Genomic DNA, 26,154 nt, shown 5'->3' on the forward strand with positions numbered 1-26,154 from the left:
ATCAGGCTCGAATGTGCCCGTCGCCGAATACCACGTATTTCTGCGAGGTTAAGCCTCAAGCCCAACCGGCCCACGGGCGTGTATTTTGTCTGTGGAGATACCGATCTCAGCGCCAAGGCCATACTCAAAGCCATCGGCAAAGCGGGTGGAGGCGTTAACCATTACCGAGCTCGAATCAACCTCCGTGATGAAACGTCGGGCACGGGTGTAGTTTTCTGTGATTATGCAGTCGGTATGTTGAGAGCTGTAACGGTTAATGTGCGCTATAGCGCCATCTAAACCATCCACCACGCGCACGGCCAATACAGGCGCCAGATACTCTTCCTGCCAGTCGGCCTCTGTAGCAGCTTTTATGTTTGTCAGAATTTCCCGGGTTTGCTCACAGCCCCGCAACTCCACGCCTTTTTCAATAAACGCTGGCCCCAACAGCGGCAGCATATCGGCGGCAATTTCCCTATCCACCAGCAAGGTTTCCATGGTGTTGCAGGTCCCATACCGATGAGTTTTGGCGTTGACAGAAACGCTCAGTGCTTTTTCCGGGTCGGCATGGCTGTCGATATACACATGGCATACGCCATCAAGATGCTTGATTACAGGCACCCGCGCGTCCCGACTAATTCGTTCAATCAGGCCTTTCCCGCCCCTGGGCACAATGACATCCACATAGTCCGGCATGGTGATCAGCTCCCCAACCGCAGCGCGGTCGGTAGTTTTGACCACCTGAACCGCCGATTCTGGCAAGCCGACCTCTGCGAGCCCCCGAGCCAGACACAAAGCAATGGCCTGGTTGGAATGAAGGGACTCAGAGCCACCGCGCAAAATAGTAGCATTGCCAGATTTCAAGCAAAGACTTGCAGCCTCAACCGTTACATTGGGGCGAGACTCGTAGATAATGCCAATAACCCCCAGGGGCACTCGCATTTTCCCCACCTGAATGCCAGATGGGCGATAGGTCATGTCGGTAATTGCACCAATAGGGTCAGGCAAAGAGGCAACCTGGCGGAGCCCCTCTATCATGGCGTCAATACGTGCAGGCGTAAGCTCAAGCCGATCCAGCATGGCGGCATCCAAACCACTTTCCCGGGCACTGGCAAGATCGCGGGCATTTGCCTCGGCCAGCTCATTGCGCGCGCCATCCAGCGCTTCGGCAGTAGCCAAGAGCGCACGGTTTCGCACCTCTGTGGTAGAACGCGCAACAAGTGTCGCCGCGGCCCGGGCCTGCTGGCCGACTTCGGTCATATAAACTGCAATATCCATCCCTTTACCTTATGTATTTTCTGCCAGAATTCAGGAATAAGAACCTAACTTTACCTTTCCCGTTTCAAGTACGCACCCCAAACAGATATTATACCGTTGCGGTACAACAGGAACTCCGAAAAAGGACGAATACCATGGCCCAAACGGCCGACAAGTTTTTGCTGAACCGGTTATCACGCGCCAGCCTGGTCGTTTTTGTGGCCATTGCGGTTCTGTGCGCCCTATTTGGAGAGCCACTCACTGCCGCCTGTGCCGTAGCCGCAGCAGGTATCGTCATCAGCGGCCGCAGCTTTCATCAGGGGCGCGGGGCCAACCCATGGCCAACCATTCAAAAGCTGTTTTTCGGGTTACTTGTATTGTTGCTGATGGCGAGTTTCTGGACAGGACCATGGGCGCTCAGCCACTGGCTCTACGGGCTGGTATTGGTTGCGTTTGCACTAGTGCCTCGCGGTATCGCAACACTGGTAACTGTGATTGTGGTGATTCTGGCCATAGCCGCTGCCCAGGGGGCTGAAGGCATCGCTGATCGCCATCAAATGATCAGTGCCTTTGTGCTCACTACTCTGCTTTCCGCTGTACTGATATTCCTGCGCGATTACAAAACTCGCCAGCTAGCGCCGCTTAGGCGCACAGACGAACTCACTCAGGCCGCCAGCCGAGAATATCTGTCGGCAGACCTGCACAAGGAAATCCAACGCAGCGAGCGCGAGGGAACTGACATGTCTATCATTATGATCGGCCTTGATGCCCACGCCAGCGACAACGACCCAGACGAAGATATCCGGTCGATTCTACCGAGAATCGGACGCTTCCTGCACTCGCAGATACGGGATTTTGACACCTACTACCGGGCGGCAGACCTACAGTTTCTGGTCATTTTGCCGGGCATAGCCACCCATGAAGCCATCACCCGGGCCGAAATCATCCGCAAGGGGCTTGACGCTCTACTCGACACCCACGGCATGAACCTGACCGTAAGCACCGGCATCGCCGGGCTAAACATCGGCGATGATGCCGATAGCCTGCAACAAAGCGCAGCCAACGCACTGCGCCGCGCGCAGCAACAGGGCGGCAACAGGACTCAGGCTTACAGTGCCTGGTCACCAGCATCTACGCCAACCCAGCCACGTGCGGAAGGAACTGCGCCATGACAGAAACCCGGCTAAGAACCTGGACACACAGCGTTGGCTACGGCCTGGCGGCCCTATTTATTTTTACCCTGGCTCTGCAAAACCTTCGCTATGGATTTTATGAGCTTTTCTATCTGGCTTCGGGCATGGCAGCCCTGACCCTTGGGGGCGTAGCCTATACGTTCCTAAGCCGAAGGCACCAACTCTCTGCCCCTGGCCACTTGATTATTCTCTCTGGCCTGAACAGCGGTCTTCTGGCAGCTATGTTTACAATGGACACCACCGGCATTAGCCACTGGGCCATGCCACTACTGGTACTCAACCTGCTGATATTGCCCTTGCGCCAGGCACTCGCGCTGTCTCTGCTCCTGCTTGCCCCCATGGCGATTCTGCTTTTTGTCAAACAGCCTCCCGCAGAGGCCCTCACAGCCGTTAGTGGTTCACTTATTGTTCTGATCGTTGCAGCACTTTATATATGGCAATACGATCACATGGCTCAATCCGCAGAAGATCTCGCCATCACCGATCCGGTTACAGGGGCCCATAATGCCCGCTTTCTGGACGAGACCCTGCAAAAAGAAATTAGCCGGGCCATTGCTACCGGCCACAGCCTCTCAGTAATCGACCTCACCATAGATTACGCCGACGAGGCGGTCGATCTTCACGGCCAACCTGGCATGCAGGCACTGTTCTACAACATGACCCAGCATTTATTCGGAGTTATTCGTGCCGGCGACACACTGTATACGCTGAATGGCTCGGAGTTTTTCCTGATTTTACCTTTCACCCCGGAAGAAGGTGTGCGCGTGATTGCCGAACGCATACGGCGCACCATCTCCGAACACCAATGGCCATTGATCGGCAAAGCCACTGTCAGTCTCGGCTGCACAACCCGTGGCAGCAGCGACACCCGCACCGACAATCTGCGCAATCGCGCCCATCAAGCCATGATTGAGGCCCGCCGGCGCGGGGCCGACTCTGCCTGGTTTAGCCCGGGAGAAGCGCTCCGGACATGAGCAGCGCCTGGCTTACAGATCTGACGGCATGGCTAAGCGCCAACCCTGGCTGGTTGTCGCTGGCATTGTTCAGTACCGCGTTTATTGAGTCTTTGGCGGTTGCGGGCATCCTTGTCCCGGGCGTTGCGTTCCTGTTTACCATGTCGGTTATGGCGGCCCAAATCGACATGCCACTTATGACTGTACTGGTATGGGCGTGGCTGGGCGCGGTCAGCGGCGACACTGTGAGCTTTGCGATCGGCAGGCTCTTTCAGGGGCGGCTAGCAAGCGTGTGGCCGTTAAGTCGCTACCCTGAACACATCAGAAAAGCAGAGATTTTTTTCCATCTACACGGTGGGAAGAGCGTTATTATCGGGCGGTTCGTGGGGCCATTGCGACCGATAATACCGCTGATTGCAGGGGCACTGCTGATGCCTTGGCGTCGTTTTCTGGCATTTAATATAGGATCCGCTATTGCCTGGGCTCCGGCTTATATTCTGCCCGGCTTTCTGGTGGGAGGCGCTCTGGCAAGCGATGTACAGCCACCTGCACACATGTATCTGGTCACGGGAATTAGCCTGGCGACACTGGCCGTAATCTATTTGGTTATTTTCCGTTTTCAACTAGGCCTTGGCGACGACAGCCGCCTTTACTTCTGGCTTCAACGGAAGATGGCGCAATATGACACCACCCACCGATTCTGGCGCCTTTACTCCAATGAACGCCCTGCCCAAGAAGGAGAGTTCCCGCTGGCTTCGCTGATGCTTGCGCTTGGCGCTCTGGCCTTGTTTATCCTCTGGGCGCAGCTGGCAACCATGACTGGCGTAATCGAACCTTTCGATCAACTGGCCATGCAATGGTTCAGCGATTTGCGCCAACCGTTGCTTGACGCACCAGCCATAGCAGCCACACTTCTGGGCGACCCTCCCGTCCTCACTACTGGGGCCGTGGTGGCGTGCCTGGCACTGGCTTTCCGGGGTCACTACGCAGCGGCTGTACATATACTGCTAGCGGCGATTATGACCATAGTATTGGTATGGGGTCTAAAATCCGCCATTGGCGTTGTGCGACCTGAGCTGGTGGTAAACCCGCCGTCATCTGGCTCTTTCCCCAGCGGCCACACTGCCGGCATCACCGTGTTTGTAACACTGCTGGCCAGCTTTGTGGCTGCGGAAGCCCGCAACCGCAAACGCTGGCAAAGTTATATAATGTTCTCGCTACCACTGATCCCCGTAGCCCTTAGCCGGCTTTATCTGGGTGTACACTGGTTCAGCGACATTATAGGGGGGCTTTTACTCGGGCTGGCAATTACCGGCGCAACAAGAGCCAGCTTCAGCCGATTTGACCGGGTTCCGATCGCCCTCGATGCACTAACCCTCTCGGCCGCATTGGCCTGGCTGGCTTTTTGCGGAGGCTATATCTGGTTCGTTTGGCCAGAAGCCGTGCAGCACTACGCCCCCGCCCTTTAACGACCTCAGCCTTCTTCGAGAGCTTCAAGCAATTCTTGTAGGCGACTCAAGCGTGTCAGTGGATCCTGCATCTCCAAAAGGTGCTGCTTTTCCTGCTTGTCCAGAGGTAGCAGCTCGGTCAACCGCCAGCCGACACTACAAGCCTCATCATAATCAACACTCATACCCAGCTCATCAATAACCGGGTGCCTGAACAACGCGCGCAATACAGAGGGCAGCTCGTGAAATACGATGGGAATATCCGCCCGGGTTTCTGCAGGTAAAAAGGCCACCTCGCCCAAATTCAAGCCATCGTCCTGTTGCCAGCTGCGGGTGATAGAAACCTTGGCATCGCCTTCAACAGTAATCCCTAGCAACCCATTGTCCAGTTGCTGAAAGTCGATGATGCGCACGTATGTGCCGGTTTCATAAAAAGACGCCACTCGCTCGGATTCCTCACCCTCGCGTAGCAAGGTGATAACAAATCCTTGATCTTCTTTCAGGCAGCGGGTCAGCATATCGATGTAACGCGGCTCGAACAGTTGCAATGGAACCCTGCCCCCAGGCAACACAACCGAATTGAGAGGAAAAACCGGAACCTTCATCGAATCGACAACAGTTGTTGAACTTCATCAACCCGGGCTCGCGCCTTGGTCAGAAGATCAAGACTGCGAGAGGCGTTCAGCTCAAGATTGCCAAGCCTGCCATAGGCCGGCACCTCGTCGAACGAAGGCAGGCCCTCATTTTGGCTGGACCCAATCATGGCGTGAAGTTGCGCCACAATAACGACATCCACCAGCTGAGGCTCTGCTTCCCGGCCTCATAGCCCCAGTCTTCTGCATGCCGCACAGCTTCAACAAAAGTGGGCGGGAATGACCAGCTTTCCAGAACAGCGGTACCAACATCTGCCCGCAGCTCGCTGATGGCACTGTGCAGATTAGTGTCGTCAGCAAACAGATTTACATGATGCTCCGCCTGCACCAAAACCGGTACCACACCTATGTCATGGAGCAGTCCCGCCAGCAATGCTTCCTCTGGATTCAGGCGGGTTGCATGGTCGGCTAAAACCCAACAAAGTGCCGCCACCTCACGGGAGTGCCGCCAGAGTTTTTCCATTTCCCTCTGTAACGACGGATGCCGGCTTTTGAACACTTCCCGCATGGAAAACACGGTAACCAGCTGACGAGTTGTGCGCATGCCCAGCCGAACAACTGTCTCACGAACGTTACGCACATCGCTGAAACCCCGGTAAAGCGGGCTGTTACAGGCTCGCACCAGCTTGGCCGCCATGGCCGGGTCGGCAGACACGGCGCTGGCCACCTGGTCGGCAGTAGTGTCGTCTCTGTCGACCAGACGCCGCACTTTCCAAGCCACATCGGGAACGCTTGGAAGCTTAAGCTGGTTGGAGCGAAGCTCTGCGTAAAATTTCATCAGTAGATGGTGCTCTTCGCTCTCACCCTCACCTTGGCTCTCACCCGAATCCATCTCTACCTGGGCAACTGGCGCTGCGCGCAAAAGCTGATTGAGCACGTCCTGCTCAACCACAAGAAACTCACAAGGCTTTACTGCGGTCACGTCGTACATTCGCGGCTGCAGTCTGGCGATGGGGTTCAGTGCCTGCTCGGTTTCGGCCTCGATGACCGACTTACGACCATCCATCGATTCCAACTCGACCTTTCCGGACACCAGAAAATAATCCAGGCCGTCACGCACACCTCGCTCCAGCACGCGCTGGCCTGGACCGTGAGCCCTGCGTTCGGCGCGACTAGCTAGTAATACCAGCTGATCATCAGTCAGTCGATTCAGTGGCTGAAATGCTTTCAAACGGCGTAGCGGCAGGCTTTCCTGGCTAGCCATAGGCAATCTCCTTAAGCGAGGCATTGATTCGTAATATCTGTTAACTATTGTAACCACGGCGGCGGAAAACAACCATGCGCCCAGAGGCTAATCTGGTATCCTTTACCTCTGCATTAAAGCATTCAACCAGCATTCTTACAGAGAGACCAGAACACCATGCCTCAGTATCGTTCGCGGACTTCGACCGCCGGCCGCAATATGGCCGGCGCCCGCGCCCTCTGGCGCGCCACCGGCATGAAAGACGGTGATTTCGGCAAGCCCATTATTGCCGTTGTTAACTCCTTCACGCAGTTTGTGCCCGGGCACGTCCACCTCAAGGATCTGGCCAGCTTGTATGCCGCGAAATCGAGGCAGCCGGCGGAGTTGCCAAAGAATTCAACACCATCGCAGTGGATGACGGCATCGCCATGGGCCACGATGGCATGCTCTACTCGCTGCCGTCCCGGGAACTGATTGCTGACTCAGTCGAGTATATGGTGAATGCTCACTGCGCCGACGCGATGGTGTGCATCTCCAACTGCGACAAAATCACACCGGGAATGCTAATGGCCGCCATGCGCCTGAACATTCCCGCTATTTTCGTTTCCGGCGGCCCCATGGAAGCCGGCAAGACCAAGCTGTCAGAACACAAACTGGACTTGGTGGATGCAATGGTTATTGCAGCAGACCCCACTGCCGACGACGAAATGGTTGCAGAATACGAGCGCAGCGCTTGCCCCACCTGTGGCTCTTGCTCCGGCATGTTTACCGCCAACTCCATGAACTGCCTGGCCGAAGCCATTGGTTTGGCGTTACCCGGCAACGGCTCCATGCTGGCTACCCATTCCGACCGTGAGCAGCTGTTTCTGAAAGCCGGCCGGCAGATTGTGGAGAATGCAAAGCGTTATTACGAACAGGACGATGCCAGTGTGCTGCCAAGGAGCATCGCCTCCATGGCCGCGTTCGAAAACGCCATGATTATGGATATCGCCATGGGCGGATCCACTAACACCATTCTGCACCTACTGGCAGCCGCTCAGGAAGGCGGGGTTCCGTTCACTCTGAACGAGATTGACCAGCTTTCCCGCCGGGTCCCGCAGTTATGCAAAGTCGCTCCAAACTCGCCCAAATATCACATGGAAGACGTGCATCGCGCGGGTGGCATTATGGGCATTATGGGGGAGTTGGAACGTGGCGGCCTGATCAATACCGATTTGCCCACGGTACATAGCAAAACCATGAAAGAAGCCCTGAAAACCTGGGATATTATGCGCTCACCGCCGCCTGAGGTTGTTGACTTCTACAAAGCTGGTCCCGCCGGCATCCCAACCCAGACAGCCTTCAGCCAAAGCACTCGCTGGCCAAGCCTTGATGGCGACCGCGAGACCGGCTGTATTCGTTCGGTTGAGCACGCTTATAGCTCAGAAGGCGGCCTTGCCGTCCTGTATGGCAACATCGCCGTTGACGGCTGTGTGGTAAAAACCGCAGGCGTGGATGAGAGCATTTTTGTGTTCGAGGGCACGGCCAAGGTATTTGAGAGCCAAGACGCTGCGGTTGCAGGTATTCTGGATGATCAAGTCAAACCCGGTGACGTGGTCATTATCCGCTACGAGGGCCCCAAAGGCGGCCCCGGTATGCAGGAAATGCTCTACCCCACCAGCTATCTCAAGTCCAAAGGGCTGGGCAAAGATTGCGCATTGCTCACCGACGGCCGGTTCTCCGGCGGCACCTCTGGGCTTTCCATTGGCCACGCCTCGCCCGAAGCTGCAGCCGGGGGCGCTATTGGCCTAATCGAAAACGGCGACCCGATCCTTATCGACATTCCCCAACGATCCATCAACGTACAGCTGGATCAACAGGAACTGGATCGTCGTCGAGAAGCCCGGGATGCAAAAGGCTGGAAGCCTGAGCAACCCAGAGATCGTGCAGTGTCAGCGGCTCTGAAAGCCTATGCGCTGCTGGCAACCAGCGCTGACAAAGGCGCCGTAAGGGATCTGGAAAAGCTCGGTTAATCTGGCCCCTCATACAAAAAGCCCGCGCAGTTGACATAACCTGCGCGGGCTTTTTTGTTTCTGGACACCTAAATCAGAAGAATGACCAACCGCCGTCATCCTCTTCTTCAACGGCATCTTCCTCAACTGGCTCAGGCTGGCTGGTAGCTGCAGGTTGAGCTTTCTTTGGAGCTGACACAGGCGCGGCGGCCGCAACCTGAACACGGATCATGCCCAGCGCTTTTTTGGTTGCCTCATCCAGAATACCGTTTGCCTGAAGCCCATTATCCTTCTGAAAACGAGACAGTTCAGACCGGGTGGTTTCGTCCATTCCAGAGTTTACATTGGTAATGTTGTACCCAGCGCCGTAAAGGGCATTCTTCAGCGAAACCGCTTCATCCGCGAACGCGGCGGGCGCGAACCCCAAAATGACGGTTGCACCGGCTGCGAGCGCCAAGCGGCCCATACGGGTGGTCGCGTTTTTCATGATACTCACCTGCTTTACTCCTGATATCTCACCGATATCCGTTTCTTTCTTGTTATGTGGTGCCAATCTCCACAGGCTGAGGCGAATTCTTAAAAGACTAGCATACTTTTGTCTCGTGTCGCCTTAACCGACATCCTCATCATTGTTAAGGGTCGCTTGTGGCTCTTCACTGAATTCCCGAATAAAGATCCCCCAGAACGCCATGAACAGCGCAGCGACCAACGGCCCCATCACAAAACCATTAATACCAAACATGGCAATGCCACCCAAGGTGGACAGCAACACAATGTAATCAGGAAGCTTAGTATCCCGGCCAACCAGAATTGGGCGCAGCAGGTTATCCGCAAGCCCTATAACCACTACGCCGAAAGCTGTAAGCACCAACGCCTGGGTGACATCCCCCACGGCGGCAAGGTAAATAGCGGCTGGCACCCAGACCAGCGCAGCGCCCACAGCAGGCAGCAATGAGAAAATAGCCATGACCACGCCCCACAACAGCGCGCCGCCAATGCCTAGAAGCCAGAAAATGATGCCACCTAAAGCGCCCTGAATAATAGCAATCAACAGATTACCTTTAACCGTTGCACGAGTTACCTCAGCAAACTTGGCAAACAGCAAGCGCTCACGCTCATCCCCCAGCGGGAGCGCGCGAATCAGCAGGTCAACCAGCTTGTTGCCATCGCGCAGTAGAAAGAACGCCAGGTACACCATCAGGGCCAGCCCGAGGAAAAACTGGAAAGTATTCTGACCAACACCCAGGGCCTGTTTCGCAAGAAATTGGCTACCACCCACAAACAGGCTGACCACTCGATCACGGATTTCGCCAAAGCTTATATCAAATTGCGCCAGGGATGATTGAATGGCCGGGAAAGACTGGTTCACCTGATCAATATACTCGCCTGGCTTTATCTGACCGTCCTGAATTTGCTGATAAATCCCTAGCCCCTCAGCCACCAGAGAGGTCACCAACACCAGCACCGGAATCACCACAATCAACATGCATACGGTTAACGTAATCAATGCATTCACGTTTGGTCGATCGCCAAGCCGGCGCACCAGGAATACCTGAAACGGGTGAAAAATCAGTGCAATGGCGATTGCCCAAAAAATGGGCCCGAAAAAAGGCTTCATGAGAAGCACGAAGGCTAGGGAAACTCCGACCAGCATGGCAAGAAAGGTTCGTGTCTCAAGTTTTGCGTACATAATTCCGTTTTGTCCTATCAGATTCAGTCGGGCATTAGCTACCACGCCTGCATGGCCACTCGTGCATGCTTCAGGGTATAGTGAAAAGTTGTTGATTAACTATTAAACAGGTCATGGCATTGGAAACCTTTACCACGGAAACTGCCTTGGACGCAGCGGCGGAGTTGCGCCGAGTGCTCGCCGCCAGAACCCACCGCCGAAAAGTTCTGGGCCAGGAGGTTCTTGTGCCGGGCCAGCTGGGCGAGGCTCTGCAACTGCCGCGAATTATTAACCGCTTGCAGAGCAAGCAACAGCGGCTGCGCGACCAGGGGCTGGATGACTTTCAGGAGTTGTGGCCAACCTTATCGACCACAACACGCGAAAAAGTGCTCAACGCCATCGGCTGGTACAACCCAAAAGATCTCAACTGGGAAGACAAGCGCTCCAACCGTCGTCCCACTGTCGAGCCAGACAAGTCCTGATTCAAAGCCGCAACGCTCTGTTACGCAACTCAAACACACTATTCTGCGAACTGATTTATCCTAGTGGCTGAAGCTTGTTGCAACGGCTCCTGAAACAGGAAGCCCGTAACAATCACGCAACCAATCAGTCAGGATAGTCGATGGCATGCGTATTCTAAGAACCGACGACGACCGCTTCACAGGTCTTCCGGACTACCCTTTTGCTCCTAATTACCTGGATGTCGAACCCGGTCTTCGGATGCACTATGTTGACGAAGGCCCTGCAAGCGGCTCGCCCGTTCTAATGCTTCACGGCGAGCCCTCTTGGTCGTACCTGTACCGTCACATGATCCCTCTTGTCGCCGCTGCGGGGCATAGGGTGTTGGCGCCAGACCTTGTGGGCTTCGGAAAATCCGACAAGCCGGCCTCTGTGGACGACTACAGTTACGATCGCCACATGGCGTGGCTTACCCAGTGGCTGGAAACTCTGAACCTCAGAAATATTACCTTGGTTTGCCAAAACTGGGGCTCGCTTCTTGGTCTGCGGCTTGCAGCAGAGCTTCCGGATCGATTCCAGCGCATCATTGTTGGCAACGGCATGCTGCCAACCGGTGAAACCCGCGCGCCAGCCGCATTCAGTGTGTGGAAGGCTTTCGCGACCCACAGCCCCTGGTTCCCAGTTGGCCGGATTGTCCAACTGGGAACCGAGCGAACACTGAATAAGCACGAACTGGCAGCCTACGAGGCGCCATTCCCGTCAACCGACTACAAGGCCGGGGCTCGGGCGTTCCCCAAGCTGGTACCCGTGTCCCCAGACGACCCCGCAAGCGATGCCAACAAAGCAGCCTGGAAAGTTCTGGAGCAATGGCGCAAACCCTTTATCACGTGCTTTAGCAGCGGCGACCCCATAACCCGCGGCGGCGACCGCTATATGCAACGTCGCATTCCAGGCGCACTGGGACAACCGCACCTCATTTTGCGAGGCGGGCACTTTTTGCAGGAAGATTCCCCCGAAGATTTTGCTCAGATCATTATTGATGCGCTGAAAATAGAAAGGGTGGCCTAAGCCACCCTTTTATTCCAGGCAGCTTAGACGGCATTAACCGAATACAGTCGCCGTCTGGCGACTGATTGCCAACAGCTCACCACGAGGGGACCAGACTTGGGCATTGAAATGGCAGTAACCATCTCCTGCCTGTTCAATTGTCGCCTTGTACACGAGCCAGTCATCCGCCTTCAAGGCTGGCCTTGGGTGGATGATATCAAACGCCCAAGACAATGAACTCGCTGGCACGCGGGATTTGAAGTGTTGGAGAACCGGCGCGGGCCAAGCGTCAATCAGGGCCACAATGTGTGCATCTGTCATAACCTCCGGCGTTTTCCGAAACCGCATCCATCCACCCATTTCGCGCCCGCTTCCTCCGGTGAACGGCATGCTTCCGTACGCCCAACGCATATCTATGTGACCTATAAATCCCGGGGTCACGCCTTCGATATAAGGCAGGGCCTGGCACTGATCCACAGGTTTTATCTCTGGAGCTGACACGCCATCAATCCGCACAGCGGACTCTCGGTCGCCGGCAAACGCGGCAATACATACCACCCTGGGCTCTTCGTTCTGAATAATTCGCCCTTCTACCTGACTAACCGACCGCCCCTCACGCAGTATTTGCACATCAAAAGTTGCGGGTACCTCAGCCTCCACCGGCCCCACAAAAGATACGTGCATGGAGCGCACCGGCCTGGCACCGGTGACTATTCCCTCCATCCGATCAAACAACAAGCCCGTCACCAGGCCGCCAAACGTCGCGCGCCCTGGGCCCAGGATGCCGGCATCGTCAACTCATTACTGGCACGGCCAGCGGTAATCAGTTCATCAAAGGTCATAGTGCCTTCCTGTTAGCAACCTATCGGTGAGAACAGAAAGATTGCCCAAAATCCCGGAACAACGCAATGGCAGCGCCCCGGCAACTACCTACAGACTACAAAAGATTTTACGTATTAAAGCCCGTAGAAAGCGGTTATAATATCGCCACATAATGCATTGCACGGGCAATGCTCTACCTTTCGAATACCGAGTAAATCAATGTCTGAATTGTCCTTTGCCGAACTGGGGCTTGATCCAGCCGTACTTGAAGCTGTATCCGCTATTGGCTATGAAACCCCAACGCCCATCCAGGCCCAGTGCATTCCTGCGCTGCTCGCTGGCAAACATCTCCTGGGCGTTGCCCAGACCGGCACGGGTAAAACCGCAGCCTTTGCACTACCACTACTGAGCCGAATTGACGCCACGGTAACTGAGCCCCAGATTTTGGTTCTGGCGCCCACGCGAGAGCTGGCTATTCAGGTAGCAGAAGCCTTTACCTCCTACGCCTCGAAATTTCGTAACTTCCACGTGCTACCTATTTACGGCGGCCAGGATTTCTACCCTCAGATCAAAGGCCTCAAGCGCGGCGCTCAGGTTATTGTCGGCACCCCCGGCCGTATGCTTGACCATCTTCGCAAAGGCACGCTGAGGCTGGGCAACCTGAAGGCCCTGGTGTTGGACGAAGCAGATGAAATGCTGCGCATGGGCTTTATTGACGACGTTGAGGCCATTCTCTCCAAGACGCCGGAAAACTGTCAGCGCGCTCTGTTCTCAGCCACCATGCCACCGCAAATCAAGAAGGTAGCTCAAACCTACCTGAGCGACGCGGTTGAGGTGAAAATCGAAAGCGAAACCCGCACAGTTGAGCGTATTTCGCAGTTTGTTCTGCCCGTTTATGCAGAGCGCAAACTGGATGCGCTGACCCGCATCCTGGAAGTAGAGCCTATCGAAGGTGCGATTATCTTTGTGCGCACCAAGGCCGAAACCACGCTGTTGGCAGAAAAACTGAGCGCCCGCGGTCACGCAGTGGCGCCCCTGAACGGGGATTTGAACCAGCGCCAGCGCGAACAGACCGTTGAAGACCTCAAGCGCGGCAAGAAAGACATCATTGTTGCTACTGACGTAGCCGCACGTGGCCTGGACGTACCCAGAATCACACACGTTATTAACTACGATGTACCCTACGACACCGAAGCCTATATCCACCGGGTAGGCCGCACCGGTCGTGCCGGGCGCGAAGGAAAGGCGATTCTTCTGGTAACGCCACGGGAGCGGAGCTGGTTGCGCACTCTTGAGCGCGCTACCAACTCACCCATGGAAGCTTACCAACTGCCAACGCCCGTTGAATTGAAAAAAATGCGCGAAGAGCAGTTTGAAAGCCAGCTTATGGGCTTTGCAGAAGACAAAAAGATCGCAAAATCCATGGCTCTGCTGGATGAAATAGCTGAGCGCAACGAAATGGACATCGCCATGGTTGCCGGCGCGTTGGCATGCTGGATGGAGGCAATGCAACCTGGTTCACTGCCCCTGGAGCAGCCGGAAGCCCTGCCCGTAGTATCTGCGTCTGCACCTGCGCGCCGTGACCGCAAAGGCGGCGGCCGCCAAGGTGAATTCCGCAAAGGACCACCAAAAGGCGGCTTCAACAAAGGACGCGGTGGGCCTGGCGGCGCCGGTGCTCGCGGCAAGCCACCTGGCAAAGGTGGCAAGCCGGCCGGTAACCGGCCTCCTCGTCAGTCAGACGCCAAGCGCTGATAGACGACGAAGCTGTAGTCGTAAGGGTTGTTATCGGACGCGGAGAAATCCTCCCGTCCGATTTCTTCCCACTCATCCCAGCTCACTTCCGGAAAATACGCATCGCCATCCACCTCGGCGTGTACCTGAGTAATGTAAATACGATCTACCATGGGTAGCGCTTCCGTATAGATTTGCCCTCCTCCGATAATCATTACCTCGTCACCACCATCCAGCTCAGCCTGTGCTTCAGCTTTTACCAGAGCTTCTTCCAGTGATTTTGCAGTAACGGTTCCTGCGGGGGCTTCACGGTCTGCGTTGCGGGAAATGACGACGTTCATCCGGCCAGGCAGTGGCCTACCAATGGAATCCCAGGTTTTCCGGCCCATGATGATGGGTTTGCCCATGGTCGCTTGCTTGAAGTACTTCAAATCACCCGGCAGGTACCAGGCAGATTGTTATTTTTGCCGATTACCCGGTTTCGGGACATGGCGACTATTAAGGCTTTACGCATTTCTTTTCCTCTCGAATTCGAACATCGAAACATAATTCGGGCGAGCGGGAAGGGGACTCCGAAAATGTGCGGAGCCATGGATGGCGGAGCCAAGCGTACACGGACGTATTCACAGCGTTTTTCGGAGTACCCTTCCCGCTCGCCCGTTCACTCAAGTTTCCGGTCAAATTTTGGAAGACGCCCCGCCAGCATCAAATAGCGATAGGCGCCTTGATGGCCGGATAAGGGTCGTAGCCCTCGAATTCGAAGTCTTCCAGCTCATAATCGAAAATTGAGCCTGGCTTCCGCTGGATAACCAGTTTTGGCAGAGCTCTTGGCTCGCGCTTTAGCTGCTCAAACACAATGTCGTCTGTCAGGTGGTTCTGGTACAGGTGGCAATCGCCAAAGGTGTGTACAAACTCACCCACGTCCAGATCACACTGCTGGGCGATCATGTGGGTTAGCAGAGCATAGGATGCGATGTTGAACGGCACGCCGAGCATTAAGTCCGCACTGCGCTGATACAGCTGGCAGGATAGCTTGCCGTCAATCACGTAGAACTGAAACAGGCAGTGGCAGGGGGCCAGCGCCATGCGGCCTTCGCGGGCGTTGTCCTGTGGCCCCACGGACTCATCCGGGAGCTCCGCCGGATTCCAGGCTGAGACGATCAGGCGGCGAGAGTTTGGTTTGTTGCGGATCTGGTCGATGACATCGCTGATTTGGTCCACCACACGGCCATCCGGGCATTGCCAGCTTCGCCATTGCTTGCCGTAGATAGGCCCAAGATCGCCATTTTCCAGCGCCCAGGCGTTCCAGATCGAGACTTTCCGCTCTTTTAGCCAGTTGTTGTCTGTAGACCCCTTCAGGAACCAAAGCAGCTCATAAATAATACTGCGCAGGTGTACTTTTTTGGTGGTGACCAGCGGGAAGCCATCCTGAAGATTAAAACGGATCTGCCGCCCAAAAACAGAACGGGTGCCAACACCCGTCCGGTCGCCTTTATTGAACCCGTTTTCAACGACATCCTGCATCAGATCGAGATAGGCTTTCATTCCGCGTTTCTCCGGTAAGCAATAAACATCAACACCGCCCCAGCCAGAATCATCGGGAAGGAAAGCACCTGTCCCATGGTGACCCAGTCAAAAGCCAGGTAACCAAGCTGTGCGTCGGGCTCACGTACAAATTCCACCAAAAAGCGGAAGACGCCATAGCAAATCAGAAACAGCCCAGACACCGCCATTCTTGGGCGCGGCTTGGCGGAGAACCACCAGAGAATAATGAAAAACAGCACGCCTTCGAGAGCAAACTGGTAGAGCTGGGACGGGTGGCGAGCCAGCGCATCGGGGGCTTGGCGAAACACCATGCCCCAGGGTAGATCGGTAGGCTTACCCCAGAGTTCGCCATTGATGAAATTACCAATGCGCCCTGCCCCAAGCCCTACCGGCACCAAGGGAGCAACGAAATCTGCAATCCGCCAGAATCCGGTTCCGATTTTGCGGCCGTACCACCACATGGCAAACATGACTCCCAACAGTCCACCATGAAAAGCCATGCCGCCTTCCCATACCCGCAGAAGCCACAGCGGGTCTGCCAGAAAGGCATCAAAGTTATAGAAGATCACATAACCAAAGCGCCCCCCCAGAATAACCCCAAGGGCAAGGTAAAACAGAAGGTCGCCCATCTGCTCCTCTGTTACAGGAGACCAGGGTTTGCGTGTGCGTATTCGTCCTAGCCACCAACCAGCCAGGAAGCCGACCAAATATGTCAGACCGTACCAGTGAATCTTTAGTGGCCCGATGGCGATGGCAACGGGGTCTATCTGTGGATGCTGAAGCATCAATAACCTCTTAGCTCATTAAAAAACGAAGGCCCACCAGCAAAAGCATGATGGCGAAGACGCGTTTCAGCACTTTGGCGTTGAGCCGGTGTGCCAAATTAGCTCCCACACGTGCAAACAGCACGCTGGTGATAATAATTCCGATCAAGGCAGGCAAATAGATAAAACCGAGACTGTATTCCGGCAGCGCTGGCTCATTCCAGCCCGTCCAGGCATTGCCAAGAGCACCTGCAACTGCAATAGGTAACCCGCACGCGGCAGAGGTGCCCACTGCCTGCTGCATTCGAACATTGCTCCAGCTCAAATATGGCACGGTGAGCGTTCCGCCCCCGATACCAAATATGGCAGAGGCCCAACCAATAACTGCTCCAGCCACACCAAGACCCGGTTTACCCGCAACGTTCCGGCCCGGCGAGGGGTTTACGTCGAGCAGCATTTTGATGCCCACCAGAATGACAAATATACCGATGATCAGTTCCAAAGCAGCACCACTCAATAACGCAGCGGTCCAGGCACCAATAAGTGCACCGGCTACAATGCCGATAGCCATTGGCCGGAAAACATCCCAGCGAATAGCCCCATGACCATGGTGAGAACGAATGGAGCTAATGGATGTGAAAACAATGGTCGCCAGCGAGGTTCCAACAGCCATGTGGGCAGCAACCTCAAGACCGAAGCCCTGCGCCCCAAAACTAAAAATCAGTACCGGCACAATAATAAGGCCACCACCAATGCCGAACAGGCCTGCAAGCGTGCCCGCAAAGGCCCCAAGCACCATATACACGGCAAATACGGATAACAGGGACATAGTTACTCACACATCCGGGAAAACAAGGCTGGTATGATACACACCAGTAACAATTTCATCATCTCGGAATGCCCCAATAACTCCGGAGAGCAACTTAGCATGTGCCTGATCGCATTTTCTCTTGGCCAGAGCACCCGTTTTCCACTGGTGGTTGCTGCCAATCGGGATGAGTTTTTTCGCCGGCCCACTGCGCCTCTGGACTGGTGGAACACAGAAGCTGGTAACAGGGTGCTGTCTGGCAAGGATCTGCAATCCGGGGGTACTTGGCTAGCTGTTTCCCCTGAAGGTGCGGTAGCCGCCGTAACCAACGTGCGCGAAGGCGCATCAGAAGCCGGACATGCTAGCCGTGGCGAGCTGCCTCTGCGAGCACTTAACGAGCCAAAATCACGACTGCAAGAAAGCCTGGCAAATACCTCTGCCCGGTATGCAGGGTTTAATCTTGTAAGTCTCAGCGATACCAGTGGCTGGTATTTCAGCAATCGCGATGCTCACCCGGGGCGCAGCATTCATCGCGGCGTATATGGTTTGAGCAACCATCTTCTTCAAACGCCGTGGCCCAAGCTATTGCGCCTCAGGGAGGCCGTGGGCCACACCGTCTCATCGGCGCGAGGAAATGCAGAAGATCTACACAAAAACCTTACCCGGCTATTACAGGACACAACACCAGCGCCAGATCATCTGCTCCCCAACACCGGAGTACACCGCGACACTGAGCGGTTTCTTTCATCGCCGTTTATAATCGGCGCAGAATACGGCACACGTGCGACCACCATTGTTAGTATCTCCCACACCGGCGAGGTTCATGTTACTGAGCAAAGTTGGGCCCCTGAAGGTTGTCCCAAGGAATTCCGGGAGTTCCACTGGCAGCGATAGCGCTCAGCCTCTGATATAATCCGCAAAATTCGTTCACCCGATCGGAGGGCCACCGATGGCCGGTCAACAAGACGCCACATCCATTGCTGACTTTGAAAAATCTCTAGATGAACTTGAAACTCTGGTTCGCAATCTGGAGCAAGGGGAACTTTCCCTTGAGCAATCCCTGACTGCCTTCGAGCGCGGTGTAAAGCTTACCCGAGCCTGCCAGCACGCTCTGAAAAGCGCCGAACAACGGGTTGAACAATTGGTACAGAACGACGACGGCACACTGGAAACCCGTCCGTTTTCGCCGGACGACGCCAGCTAATGCAAATGGAGACCCGGCTTACCATGGATTTTCTGAATACCTGTCGCACTCTAGTGGACACAGAACTGGATCGCCGCATTGCATCCCAATCGGCCTCTGAGCAGCTTCAAGAAGCGATGCGCTACAGCGTTCTGGGCGGCGGGAAACGCATTCGCCCTGCGCTCACCTTAGCGGCTGCAACCGCGCTGGGACAAAGCATTGATGTTGCTCTGGTGCCGGCCTGTGCCATAGAGCTGGTTCACGCTTATTCGTTGGTGCATGACGACCTTCCAGCCATGGACAACGACGAATTACGCCGAGGCCGACCAACCGCACACATTGCCTTCAACGAAGCCACCGCTATTCTGGCCGGCGATGCTTTGCAGGCGCTGGCGTTTGAATGGCTTGCGGATGCCCCTGGCATCGAGGCCCCCGCGCGGCTGACCATGATTAAGGAGCTGGCCCGGGCAAGCGGCCATGGAGGCATGGTAGGGGGCCAGTCAATTGATCTGGAATCCGTAGGCAAAAACCTGTCTTTGGCGCAACTTGAGACCATGCACCGGCACAAAACCGGTGCACTGATTGAAGCCAGCGTACGCATCGGAGCATTGACAGCATCCGGAGTTAGCGAGCGGTCGCTTACCGCCCTGACCGGTTATGCCAAAGCGCTTGGACTGGCATTTCAGGTTCAGGATGATCTGCTCGACATAGAAGGGGATACAGACATTATAGGCAAGCCCCAGGGTTCCGATGCCGCCCGTTCAAAACCGACGTATCCCGCTTTACTGGGGCTTGCAGGCGCGCGAAAACATCTCGCCGCCTTGCTCGACAGCGCCCTGGAGAGCCTGCAGGACTTTGGGCCAGAAGCCGACCCTTTGCGGGCCATGGCAGATTACGTGGTGGCAAGAACACACTGAGCCCCATTGCAGCTCAGAGCCTCCAGAGCGCACACTGCACACATACATTTTCGTAACCTATGGCTCGGCAAGTGTGAAACAGGTGCCCCTGTTCCCCTATAATGCCAGCCAGTTATCGAACATACCGGAAAAGACCCTAGCAGATGCAGGACACGTATATTTTCAAGGAAATCCCCGCACAGCAGCCAAATACACCGCTGCTGGACCGGATTGACGTACCCGCCCAGCTGCGGGAGCTGCCGTCTGACCAGCTTACTCAGTTCGCCAGAGAGCTGAGGGCATTTTTGCTATGGTCGGTTGGGCAAACCGGTGGCCATTTCGGCGCTGGGCTCGGCGTACTCGAGCTTACCGTTGCACTGCACTATGTCTTCAATACACCTGAAGATCGCTTGGTGTGGGACGTTGGCCACCAGGCATACCCGCACAAGATTCTCACAGGCCGCCGCAAGCAGATGGGCAGCATCAGGCGCAAGGGTGGCCTGGCCGGCTTCCCAAAGCGAGCAGAAAGCGAATACGACACCTTTGGTGTGGGGCATTCCAGTACGTCCATCAGCGCGGCTCTGGGCATGGCTGTGGCCGCCCGACAGCAAAACACAGGCCGCAAGAGCATTGCTGTTATCGGTGATGGAGCCATGACTGCCGGTATGGCTTTTGAGGCATTGAACCATGCCGGCCACCTGCGCGCCGACATGTTGGTCATTTTGAACGACAACGACATGTCGATTTCCCGCAACGTTGGCGGTTTGTCCAATTATTTTGCCAAACTGCTTTCAAGCCGCACCTACAACCAGGTTCGCGATAGCAGTAAGAAGGTGCTTCAGGGCACGCCAAACCTGATGGCACTGGCCAAAAAAACAGAAGAACACTTCAAAGGCATGATTGCACCGGGCACGCTGTTTGAAGAACTGGGGTTCAACTACATCGGCCCCATTGATGGACACGACCTGCCACTGCTCGTCGAAACCCTTGAGAACATCCGCGAATTGGAGGGCCCGCAGTTTCTCCACGTGGTGACAACCAAAGGCAAGGGCTTCGCTCCGGCGGAAGCTGATCCTATCGGCTACCACGCCATAAACAAGATTGAGCCAGTGCCGGCAAGCAAGCCAGAGCCGGTTAAATCTGCGCCTGCCAAGCAAAAATACGCGAACGTGTTCGGGCAATGGCTTTGCGATGCCGCAGAACAAGATGAGCGTGTAAGCGGCATTACTCCGGCCATGTGCGAAGGATCCGACCTGCTGGCATTCTCTGAGCGGTTCCCGGATCGTTACTTCGACGTGGCCATTGCCGAACAGCATGCTGTAACGCTTGCAGCGGGCATGGCCTGTGATGGCGCCAAACCCGTGGTTGCGATTTACTCCACGTTTTTACAGCGCGGGTACGATCAACTTATACACGACGTGGCTATCCAAAACCTGGATGTACTGTTCGCCATCGACCGGGCCGGACTGGTAGGTGAAGACGGCCCTACCCACGCAGGCGCTTTTGATATCAGCTATTTGCGCTGCGTCCCGAACATGGTTCTGATGACCCCCTCGGATGAAAATGAAACACGCCAGCTACTTCATACTGGCCTGTTGTTTGAAGGGCCGGCAGCCGTGCGGTACCCAAGAGGAACCGGGCCTGGAGCGAAAATCCAGCAAGAGCTTAAACCTTTGGAGATCGGCAAGGGGCGCAAGGTTCGCGAGGGCAGCAACATAGCCATTCTAAACTTTGGCACACTGCTCACTCCGGCACTGGAAGCGGCTCAAAGGCTGGGGGCAACGGTGGTAGATATGCGATTTGTTAAGCCCCTGGATGAAGCCCTGGTTCTCGAACTGGCAGAACAGCACGAACTGCTCGTGACGCTGGAAGAGAATTCCGTTGCCGGTGGTGCGGGCAGCGCTGTCACCGAGTGCCTGAACCGACAGGAAGTGTCCATGCCTGTGCTTCAGCTTGGGCTCCCGGACACATTTATAGATCATGGCAAACACGAAGAGCTTCTTAAGGCCTGCGGCTGGACGCGAGGGCATATTCTCCAGTATCAGCACTCGAATGGAACGGCTACAGCATCAGAGGCTGAAAGCGGTTAAATAACATAGTCACATAGAAAAAGGCCCGCTCAAGCGGGCTTTTACTTAATGCTGGGGGTCGTCGTCTTGATGGGCCTCAAGCCAGTGGCCGAGCTTACTCTTCTTAGTATTCAGATATTGCTCGTTATGAGGGTTGCGGCCAACATTAAGAGGCACCCGCTCAATGATCTCAATGCCATATGAGGTCAGAGCATTTACCTTGCGCGGATTGTTTGTCATCAGGCGCAGGCTTTTGATACCCAGATGCTCCAACATATCCTTACACATGCTGTAATCACGAAGATCCGCTGCAAATCCAAGGCGCTCGTTAGCCTCTACCGTATCCGCCCCCTGATCCTGCAAATTATACGCACGGATCTTATTGAGCAAACCAATACCGCGGCCTTCCTGGCGCAGGTACATCAGAATACCGCGCCCTTCACGGGCAATGCTACGTAACGCTTCTTCAAGCTGGTAACCGCAATCGCACCGCATGCTGTATAGCGCATCGCCAGTCAAACACTCAGAGTGCGTTCGGGCCAGCATGGGCTCGTCACCGTCCAGCGACCCCAGAGTCAGGGCAATATGCTCCTTTCCCGTGTCTGGCTCTTCAAAGCCGTGCATATCGAATACCCCGAACGGGGTCGGCAATCGGCAGGTCTCGATGTAACGAACAGCCACAGTGTTTCCTCGTGGTTCAATAAATCGGGGCACGTATTCTACCATGGGCCGAGGCCCTGTGCAGATACGTTATTACTGGTCGCTGGCCGTCCAGTGCCCGCTGCGTCCACCTTTTTTTTCCAACAAGCGCACGCCGCCGATTTCCATGCCCTTATCGACAGCTTTACACATGTCGTAAAGGGTAAGCGCTGCCACGCTGGCTGCAGTGAGGGCTTCCATTTCAACACCTGTCTGCCCCGATAGTTTGCAACGGGTCAGTATGTGCACCGATGCGCCATCAGCACCTGGCTGAGCTCCACCTTCACAGACGTAAGATTCAATGCGTGGCACAGGGGGATAAGATCGTGTGTTCGTTTGGCCGCCATAATCCCGGCAATGCGGGCAACCGCCAACACATCACCCTTTGGGTGCTCCCCTTCGGTGATCATCCTGAGGGTTTCCCCTGCCATGTAAATCCTTGCTTCAGCGCGGGCTTCGCGCTCGGTTACGGCTTTGTCCGTAACGTCCACCATGCGGGCTTCACCCTTGTCATCAAGATGGGTCAATTTACTCACGGTGTCTCCCGGGGTTCAGGTTCATTAAATGATTAAGTACGTAACGATATAAATAACGGTCAACGCAGGGGAGCATACCAGAGATGCCCTTCTGGGCGACTGACCATAATCAGCTATTTGGCCACCAATAACGGATGCCGGCCACGCCCTGGCCGCCCGCATGGTGAACCGCTTCCAGATCAGCTAGCCCCAGCCCGCCTAGCCCAAAAACTGGTATCGGCGCCTGGCAGACCAGCTCGCGAAATTTCTCCCACCCCAGAGCCGGAGCCCCGGGGTGGGTAGCCGTTTGCTGTAGCGGGCCCAGGGTCACATAATCTGCGCCTATGGCGACAGCGTGGTCTATTTCGCGGCCATCGTGGCAAGACACTCCGAGCCAAATCCCATCTGGCACCGGCCTGGCCTTTAGCTTTTCGGCTTCACGCCAAGGTAAATGCAGCCCCGCTGCATCAGGGTTGTCATCAAACACCGCAACCGAGCCATGCAGCATAAGGCCTGCACCGGCCGCCTCACAAACCTCCAAGGCGGATTCTGCCAGCGAATTATAGTCCTCTGCGACCATATCCGGCGCTCGCAGCAGTACCAGCCTGGCGCGCTTACCCTCTGGCAAGTTGGCAAGCGCCTTGTGCAACTGCTGAACGCCAGCCTGGCCGGTGCACATACTGCCGGTAATGGCCAACAAAAAAGGTAACTTCAACGCCCGGATAATAGGCCGGTTAGCCATAGGAAAGTCTTCATCCCGCAAGCTGCATGGGCTCACCCAATCTATGGGCTGCCCCTCACGGCCATGGGCCTCACCCTGGGCTTGGTCTGTTCTCCAAACATCCAGAAACACCCGTTTATCACCGTAATCATGGCGAATCCCAATCACTGGGTGCAAAGAGTCTAGCGGGATGTGTAACCCGGTTTCCTCCGAAATCTCACGAGCAAGGGCAGCCTGTACCGTTTCGCCAGGCTCCACCTTGCCCCCCGGAAATTCCAGCAGCCCACCTTGGTGAGCATGATCAGGGCGCCGGGCAATAAGTACTCGCCCACCCCGGGCAATCACGCCGACCGCCACATGAACTTCCCGAACATCCGCTTCTATTCTGGCCATGCTTAGCTACGATAATCCGCGTTGATGGTTACGTAGTCGTGGGAAAAATCGCAGGTCCATATTGTCTCGCTGACATCTCCCCGCTTAAGGTCAATGGCAATAGTAATCTCTTCTTCATTCATAACCGCCTGCCCACGCTCTTCAGAGTAGTCCTCAGCGCGGCCACCACCTCTCACAAGGCATACGTCTCCAAGGTAGATTTCCAATATGTCGACGTCTAAATCGGCAACACCGGCCCGGCCAACTGCCGCCAGAATCCGCCCCCAGTTGGCATCCGATGCAAACAACGCGGTTTTCACCAGAGGTGAGTGCGCGACGGTATAGGCAACATCCAGCGCCTCCTGCTGGGCGGCAGCACCACTGACGTGAATAGTCACGAACTTGGTTGCACCTTCACCATCACGCACTATTGCGTGGGCGAGATCCAGGTAGACCTCTTTTAGCGCCTCCCGAAGTATAGGCAGGTGTGGGCTGTCGAACGTGATTTCCGGGCCGGAATACTGGCCGCTAGCAATCAGCGTGCAGGCGTCGTTGGTGGAGGTGTCGCCATCAATGGTAATCCGGTTGAAAGACTGCTCCCCCAACTCCGATGCCAGCGCCTGCAGCGCATCTGGCGCTATACGGGCGTCGGTAGCAATAAAGCCCAGCATGGTGGCCATGTTAGGGCGGATCATACCTGCGCCCTTACTGATGCCAGAAACAGTCACTGTGTGGCCACCCAGATCAACCCGCGCCGATGCGCCCTTCGGGCGTGTGTCTGTTGTCATGATGCCGCTGGCCGCTTCTGCCCAACGGCTATCCCCAGTGCCGGCCAGAGCCTCAGGCAAAGCACTTATGATCTTCTGAACTGGCAAGGGTTCTCCAATCACCCCCGTTGAAAACGGCAACACTTCGGTGGCGCTCACACCGGCTTGCTGCGCCAAAGCCTGGCAGCAGGCAAGAGCGTCATCCATGCCACGCGCGCCTGTGCCCGCATTAGCGTTCCCTGTATTGATCAAAAGGTAACGCGGTGCTTTTTCAGCCAAGTGTTTGCGGCTCAGAGTAACCGGCGCTGCGCAGAACTGGTTGCGGGTAAACAGGCCAGCAACACGGCTTCCCGGTGCCAGCTCAAACACAACTATGTCCTTGCGCCCCGGCTTTTTAATACCTGCGCTGGCAATACCCAGCCTCACACCTGCTACCGGGAAAAACTCGGGTAAGGTTCCTGGTCCAACCGCCATCGCGCTACTCCTTCTGATACTGCGTCTGAAATGAATATGTCTGAAAACGAAAAGCCCGCAGTCTGCCAGTCAGCTGGTCGATTGCGGGCTCCGTTCTTTGCTTTGTGTCAGCGTGGGGGCGTTAGCTCACCTTGCCACAACACTGCTTGAACTTTTTGCCGGATCCGCATGGGCAGGGCTCGTTTCGGCCTACCTTGCGCTCCTGTCTTACAAAGGTCTCAGGGGTCGTGCCTGCGCTGCCCTCGCTTCCTCTTTCGCGCTCGCCTTCACTCTGTGCCGTAGCGCTGGTCTCATCGTGGCGTAGGCGTGCTTTGGCGAGCTCCTGCTCCAGCTCCTCCTTGCGGCGGCGCTCGACCTCTTCCATCTCTTCTCGACCCTGAACCCGCACGTGGCAAAGCACACGGGCCACATCACGCTTCATGGTTTCAAGCATGGTTTCAAACATGTTAAACGCTTCGCGCTTATATTCTTGCTTGGGGTTCTTCTGGGCGTAGCCGCGCAGATGGATACCGCGACGCAGGTGATCCATATTTGAAAGATGCTCTTTCCACAGCGTGTCCAGAACCTGCAGGAATACCTGCTTCTCAAACTTACGCATAGACTCAGCACCGGCCACTTCTTCCTTGGCTCGATAGGCTGCCACAATTTCGTCCAGGATTTTCTGGCGCAGGTTATCCTCGTATAGCTTTTTGTCTTCTGCCAACCAATCCTGGATTGGCAGATCGATCGACATTTCTGCCTGCAACTGAGTCTCAAGACCAGCCACATCCCACTGCTCAGGCATGCTCTGGGGCGGAATATGCTCGCTCACTAACACATCAACAACGTCCTCACGGATGGTATCTACCATCTCGGAGACATCCTCAGAAGACATTACTTCGTTACGCTGGTCGTAGATAACCGTACGTTGATCGTTGGCTACGTCATCGTACTCGAGCAGCGTTTTACGCATGTCG

20 protein-coding genes and 6 pseudogenes are annotated in these 26,154 nt (G+C 55.6%); 11 read left to right on the forward strand and 15 right to left on the reverse strand.

Annotation, left to right across the window (positions count from 1 at the left end; genetic code table 11):
* Position 1: 1 nt before the first annotated feature.
* A pseudogene (locus BCA33_RS06475) lies at positions 2-1,257 on the reverse strand (glutamate-5-semialdehyde dehydrogenase).
* Positions 1,258-1,391: 134 nt separating this feature from the next.
* On the opposite strand from BCA33_RS06475, the gene BCA33_RS06480 reads away from it, so the two are divergent.
* From BCA33_RS06480 to BCA33_RS06490, 3 genes are read left to right on the forward strand one after another with little or no spacing between them, the layout of a single operon-like run.
* The gene (locus BCA33_RS06480; protein ID WP_071264360.1) at positions 1,392-2,408 is read left to right on the forward strand and encodes a GGDEF domain-containing protein; all 1,017 of its coding nucleotides are present in this window, start codon (positions 1,392-1,394) and stop codon (positions 2,406-2,408) included.
* Positions 2,405-3,403: a GGDEF domain-containing protein gene (locus BCA33_RS06485; RefSeq protein ID WP_071264362.1), complete on the forward strand. Its 999-nt coding sequence runs from the start codon at positions 2,405-2,407 to the stop codon at positions 3,401-3,403. The genes BCA33_RS06480 and BCA33_RS06485 overlap by 4 nt, the downstream gene beginning before the upstream one ends.
* Entirely contained in the window at positions 3,400-4,851 is a 1,452-nt protein-coding gene (locus BCA33_RS06490) for a bifunctional DedA family/phosphatase PAP2 family protein (RefSeq protein WP_071264364.1), read from the forward strand. Before BCA33_RS06485 ends, BCA33_RS06490 begins: the two co-directional genes overlap by 4 nt.
* 5 nt (positions 4,852-4,856) lie before the next feature.
* Here BCA33_RS06490 and BCA33_RS06495 read toward each other — a convergent pair whose 3' ends face one another.
* Both BCA33_RS06495 and BCA33_RS06500 read right to left on the reverse strand, forming a co-directional pair.
* Positions 4,857-5,435, reverse strand: coding sequence for an LON peptidase substrate-binding domain-containing protein (locus tag BCA33_RS06495; RefSeq protein WP_083394655.1), 579 nt, complete (start codon positions 5,433-5,435; stop codon positions 4,857-4,859).
* Positions 5,432-6,687, reverse strand: a pseudogene (locus BCA33_RS06500) (HDOD domain-containing protein). Before BCA33_RS06500 ends, BCA33_RS06495 begins: the two are co-directional and overlap by 4 nt.
* 156 nt (positions 6,688-6,843) lie before the next feature.
* On the opposite strand from BCA33_RS06500, the pseudogene ilvD reads away from it, so the two are divergent.
* Positions 6,844-8,678 (forward strand): annotated as a pseudogene (ilvD, locus tag BCA33_RS06505) (dihydroxy-acid dehydratase).
* Between the two features lie 73 nt (positions 8,679-8,751).
* Here the strand turns inward: ilvD and BCA33_RS06510 are convergent.
* Together BCA33_RS06510 and BCA33_RS06515 are read right to left on the reverse strand one after the other, a co-directional pair.
* On the reverse strand, positions 8,752-9,144 hold the full coding sequence (locus BCA33_RS06510; RefSeq protein WP_071264366.1) for a peptidoglycan-binding domain-containing protein: 393 nt from the start codon (positions 9,142-9,144) through the stop codon (positions 8,752-8,754).
* 123 nt (positions 9,145-9,267) lie between these two features.
* A complete protein-coding gene (locus BCA33_RS06515; protein WP_071264368.1) occupies positions 9,268-10,347 on the reverse strand; it encodes an AI-2E family transporter in 1,080 nt (359 codons plus the stop codon).
* Between the two features lie 113 nt (positions 10,348-10,460).
* Here BCA33_RS06515 and BCA33_RS06520 point away from each other — a divergent pair, with 113 nt between their 5' ends.
* Together BCA33_RS06520 and BCA33_RS06525 are read left to right on the forward strand one after the other, a co-directional pair.
* Positions 10,461-10,808, forward strand: coding sequence for a hypothetical protein (locus tag BCA33_RS06520; protein ID WP_071264370.1), 348 nt, complete (start codon positions 10,461-10,463; stop codon positions 10,806-10,808).
* A gap of 145 nt (positions 10,809-10,953) precedes the next feature.
* Entirely contained in the window at positions 10,954-11,853 is a 900-nt protein-coding gene (locus BCA33_RS06525; protein ID WP_071264372.1) for a haloalkane dehalogenase, read from the forward strand.
* A 33-nt stretch (positions 11,854-11,886) separates the two neighbouring features.
* On the opposite strand, the gene BCA33_RS06530 is transcribed toward BCA33_RS06525, so the two are convergent.
* Entirely contained in the window at positions 11,887-12,579 is a 693-nt protein-coding gene (locus tag BCA33_RS06530) for an acyl-CoA thioesterase II (protein WP_254774232.1), read from the reverse strand.
* A gap of 294 nt (positions 12,580-12,873) precedes the next feature.
* Between BCA33_RS06530 and BCA33_RS06535 the strand changes: the two genes are divergently transcribed.
* A complete protein-coding gene (locus tag BCA33_RS06535) occupies positions 12,874-14,406 on the forward strand; it encodes a DEAD/DEAH box helicase (protein ID WP_071264374.1) in 1,533 nt (510 codons plus the stop codon).
* Here BCA33_RS06535 and BCA33_RS06540 read toward each other — a convergent pair.
* The 4 genes and pseudogenes from BCA33_RS06540 to BCA33_RS06555 all read right to left on the reverse strand — a co-directional run bounded on the left by BCA33_RS06540 (position 14,385) and on the right by BCA33_RS06555 (position 17,523).
* Positions 14,385-14,899, reverse strand: a pseudogene (locus BCA33_RS06540) (dihydrofolate reductase). The gene BCA33_RS06535 and the pseudogene BCA33_RS06540 sit on opposite strands and share 22 nt — an antisense overlap.
* Before the next feature lie 191 nt (positions 14,900-15,090).
* Positions 15,091-15,930: a thymidylate synthase gene (locus BCA33_RS06545; RefSeq protein ID WP_071264376.1), complete on the reverse strand. Its 840-nt coding sequence runs from the start codon at positions 15,928-15,930 to the stop codon at positions 15,091-15,093.
* Positions 15,927-16,715 carry a prolipoprotein diacylglyceryl transferase gene (gene lgt / locus BCA33_RS06550; protein WP_071264378.1) on the reverse strand — a complete coding sequence of 263 codons (789 nt, stop codon included), beginning with the start codon at positions 16,713-16,715 and terminating at the stop codon, positions 15,927-15,929. Before lgt ends, BCA33_RS06545 begins: the two co-directional genes overlap by 4 nt.
* Positions 16,716-16,725: 10 nt before the next feature.
* A complete protein-coding gene (locus tag BCA33_RS06555) occupies positions 16,726-17,523 on the reverse strand; it encodes a sulfite exporter TauE/SafE family protein (RefSeq protein ID WP_071264379.1) in 798 nt (265 codons plus the stop codon).
* 99 nt (positions 17,524-17,622) lie between these two features.
* On the opposite strand from BCA33_RS06555, the gene BCA33_RS06560 reads away from it, so the two are divergent.
* The 4 genes and pseudogenes from BCA33_RS06560 to dxs all read left to right on the forward strand — a co-directional run bounded on the left by BCA33_RS06560 (position 17,623) and on the right by dxs (position 21,675).
* Positions 17,623-18,396, forward strand: coding sequence for an NRDE family protein (locus BCA33_RS06560; RefSeq protein WP_071264381.1), 774 nt, complete (start codon positions 17,623-17,625; stop codon positions 18,394-18,396).
* 55 nt (positions 18,397-18,451) lie between these two features.
* The gene (locus tag BCA33_RS06565; protein WP_071264383.1) at positions 18,452-18,706 is read left to right on the forward strand and encodes an exodeoxyribonuclease VII small subunit; all 255 of its coding nucleotides are present in this window, start codon (positions 18,452-18,454) and stop codon (positions 18,704-18,706) included.
* 23 nt (positions 18,707-18,729) lie between these two features.
* Positions 18,730-19,602 (forward strand): polyprenyl synthetase family protein, encoded by an 873-nt coding sequence (locus tag BCA33_RS06570; RefSeq protein ID WP_254774233.1) that lies wholly within the window; start codon positions 18,730-18,732, stop codon positions 19,600-19,602.
* Between the two features lie 143 nt (positions 19,603-19,745).
* Positions 19,746-21,675: pseudogene (dxs, locus tag BCA33_RS06575) on the forward strand (1-deoxy-D-xylulose-5-phosphate synthase).
* Between the two features lie 41 nt (positions 21,676-21,716).
* On the opposite strand, the gene ribA reads toward dxs, so the two are convergent.
* From ribA to BCA33_RS06600, 5 genes and pseudogenes are all read right to left on the reverse strand, one after another.
* Positions 21,717-22,331 (reverse strand): GTP cyclohydrolase II, encoded by a 615-nt coding sequence (ribA, locus tag BCA33_RS06580; RefSeq protein ID WP_071264387.1) that lies wholly within the window; start codon positions 22,329-22,331, stop codon positions 21,717-21,719.
* Positions 22,332-22,403: 72 nt separating this feature from the next.
* A pseudogene (gene moaC, locus BCA33_RS06585) lies at positions 22,404-22,843 on the reverse strand (cyclic pyranopterin monophosphate synthase MoaC).
* 151 nt (positions 22,844-22,994) lie between these two features.
* Complete coding sequence (locus BCA33_RS06590; RefSeq protein ID WP_071264389.1) at positions 22,995-23,978, reverse strand: Nudix family hydrolase; 984 nt, start codon at positions 23,976-23,978, stop codon at positions 22,995-22,997.
* A 2-nt stretch (positions 23,979-23,980) separates the two neighbouring features.
* Positions 23,981-25,198: a bifunctional glutamate N-acetyltransferase/amino-acid acetyltransferase ArgJ gene (gene argJ, locus BCA33_RS06595; RefSeq protein ID WP_071264391.1), complete on the reverse strand. Its 1,218-nt coding sequence runs from the start codon at positions 25,196-25,198 to the stop codon at positions 23,981-23,983.
* Positions 25,199-25,319: 121 nt separating this feature from the next.
* The coding region (locus tag BCA33_RS06600; protein ID WP_175469716.1) for an SEC-C metal-binding domain-containing protein at positions 25,320-26,154 on the reverse strand (835 nt) is incomplete at its 5' end.

Origin of the sequence: Marinobacter sp. AC-23 (assembly GCF_001858325.1) — a bacterium.
Taxonomy (GTDB): domain Bacteria; phylum Pseudomonadota; class Gammaproteobacteria; order Pseudomonadales; family Oleiphilaceae; genus Marinobacter.

Excerpts from the sequence above, each read along its gene's own strand:
- BCA33_RS06520 (WP_071264370.1), top strand. The coding sequence starts at position 10,461 with ATGGCATTGGAAACCTTTACCACGGAAACTGCCTTGGACGCAGCGGCG.
- BCA33_RS06590 (WP_071264389.1), bottom strand. The coding sequence starts at position 23,978 with ATGGCCAGAATAGAAGCGGATGTTCGGGAAGTTCATGTGGCGGTCGGC.
- BCA33_RS06490 (WP_071264364.1), top strand. The coding sequence starts at position 3,400 with ATGAGCAGCGCCTGGCTTACAGATCTGACGGCATGGCTAAGCGCCAAC.
- BCA33_RS06525 (WP_071264372.1), top strand. The coding sequence starts at position 10,954 with ATGCGTATTCTAAGAACCGACGACGACCGCTTCACAGGTCTTCCGGAC.
- BCA33_RS06510 (WP_071264366.1), bottom strand. The coding sequence starts at position 9,144 with ATGAAAAACGCGACCACCCGTATGGGCCGCTTGGCGCTCGCAGCCGGT.
- BCA33_RS06560 (WP_071264381.1), top strand. The coding sequence starts at position 17,623 with ATGTGCCTGATCGCATTTTCTCTTGGCCAGAGCACCCGTTTTCCACTG.
- BCA33_RS06545 (WP_071264376.1), bottom strand. The coding sequence starts at position 15,930 with ATGAAAGCCTATCTCGATCTGATGCAGGATGTCGTTGAAAACGGGTTC.
- BCA33_RS06535 (WP_071264374.1), top strand. The coding sequence starts at position 12,874 with ATGTCTGAATTGTCCTTTGCCGAACTGGGGCTTGATCCAGCCGTACTT.
- BCA33_RS06485 (WP_071264362.1), top strand. The coding sequence starts at position 2,405 with ATGACAGAAACCCGGCTAAGAACCTGGACACACAGCGTTGGCTACGGC.
- BCA33_RS06480 (WP_071264360.1), top strand. The coding sequence starts at position 1,392 with ATGGCCCAAACGGCCGACAAGTTTTTGCTGAACCGGTTATCACGCGCC.
- BCA33_RS06555 (WP_071264379.1), bottom strand. The coding sequence starts at position 17,523 with ATGTCCCTGTTATCCGTATTTGCCGTGTATATGGTGCTTGGGGCCTTT.
- lgt (WP_071264378.1), bottom strand. The coding sequence starts at position 16,715 with ATGCTTCAGCATCCACAGATAGACCCCGTTGCCATCGCCATCGGGCCA.
- argJ (WP_071264391.1), bottom strand. The coding sequence starts at position 25,198 with ATGGCGGTTGGACCAGGAACCTTACCCGAGTTTTTCCCGGTAGCAGGT.
- BCA33_RS06565 (WP_071264383.1), top strand. The coding sequence starts at position 18,452 with ATGGCCGGTCAACAAGACGCCACATCCATTGCTGACTTTGAAAAATCT.
- BCA33_RS06515 (WP_071264368.1), bottom strand. The coding sequence starts at position 10,347 with ATGTACGCAAAACTTGAGACACGAACCTTTCTTGCCATGCTGGTCGGA.
- BCA33_RS06570 (WP_254774233.1), top strand. The coding sequence starts at position 18,730 with ATGGATTTTCTGAATACCTGTCGCACTCTAGTGGACACAGAACTGGAT.
- BCA33_RS06495 (WP_083394655.1), bottom strand. The coding sequence starts at position 5,435 with ATGAAGGTTCCGGTTTTTCCTCTCAATTCGGTTGTGTTGCCTGGGGGC.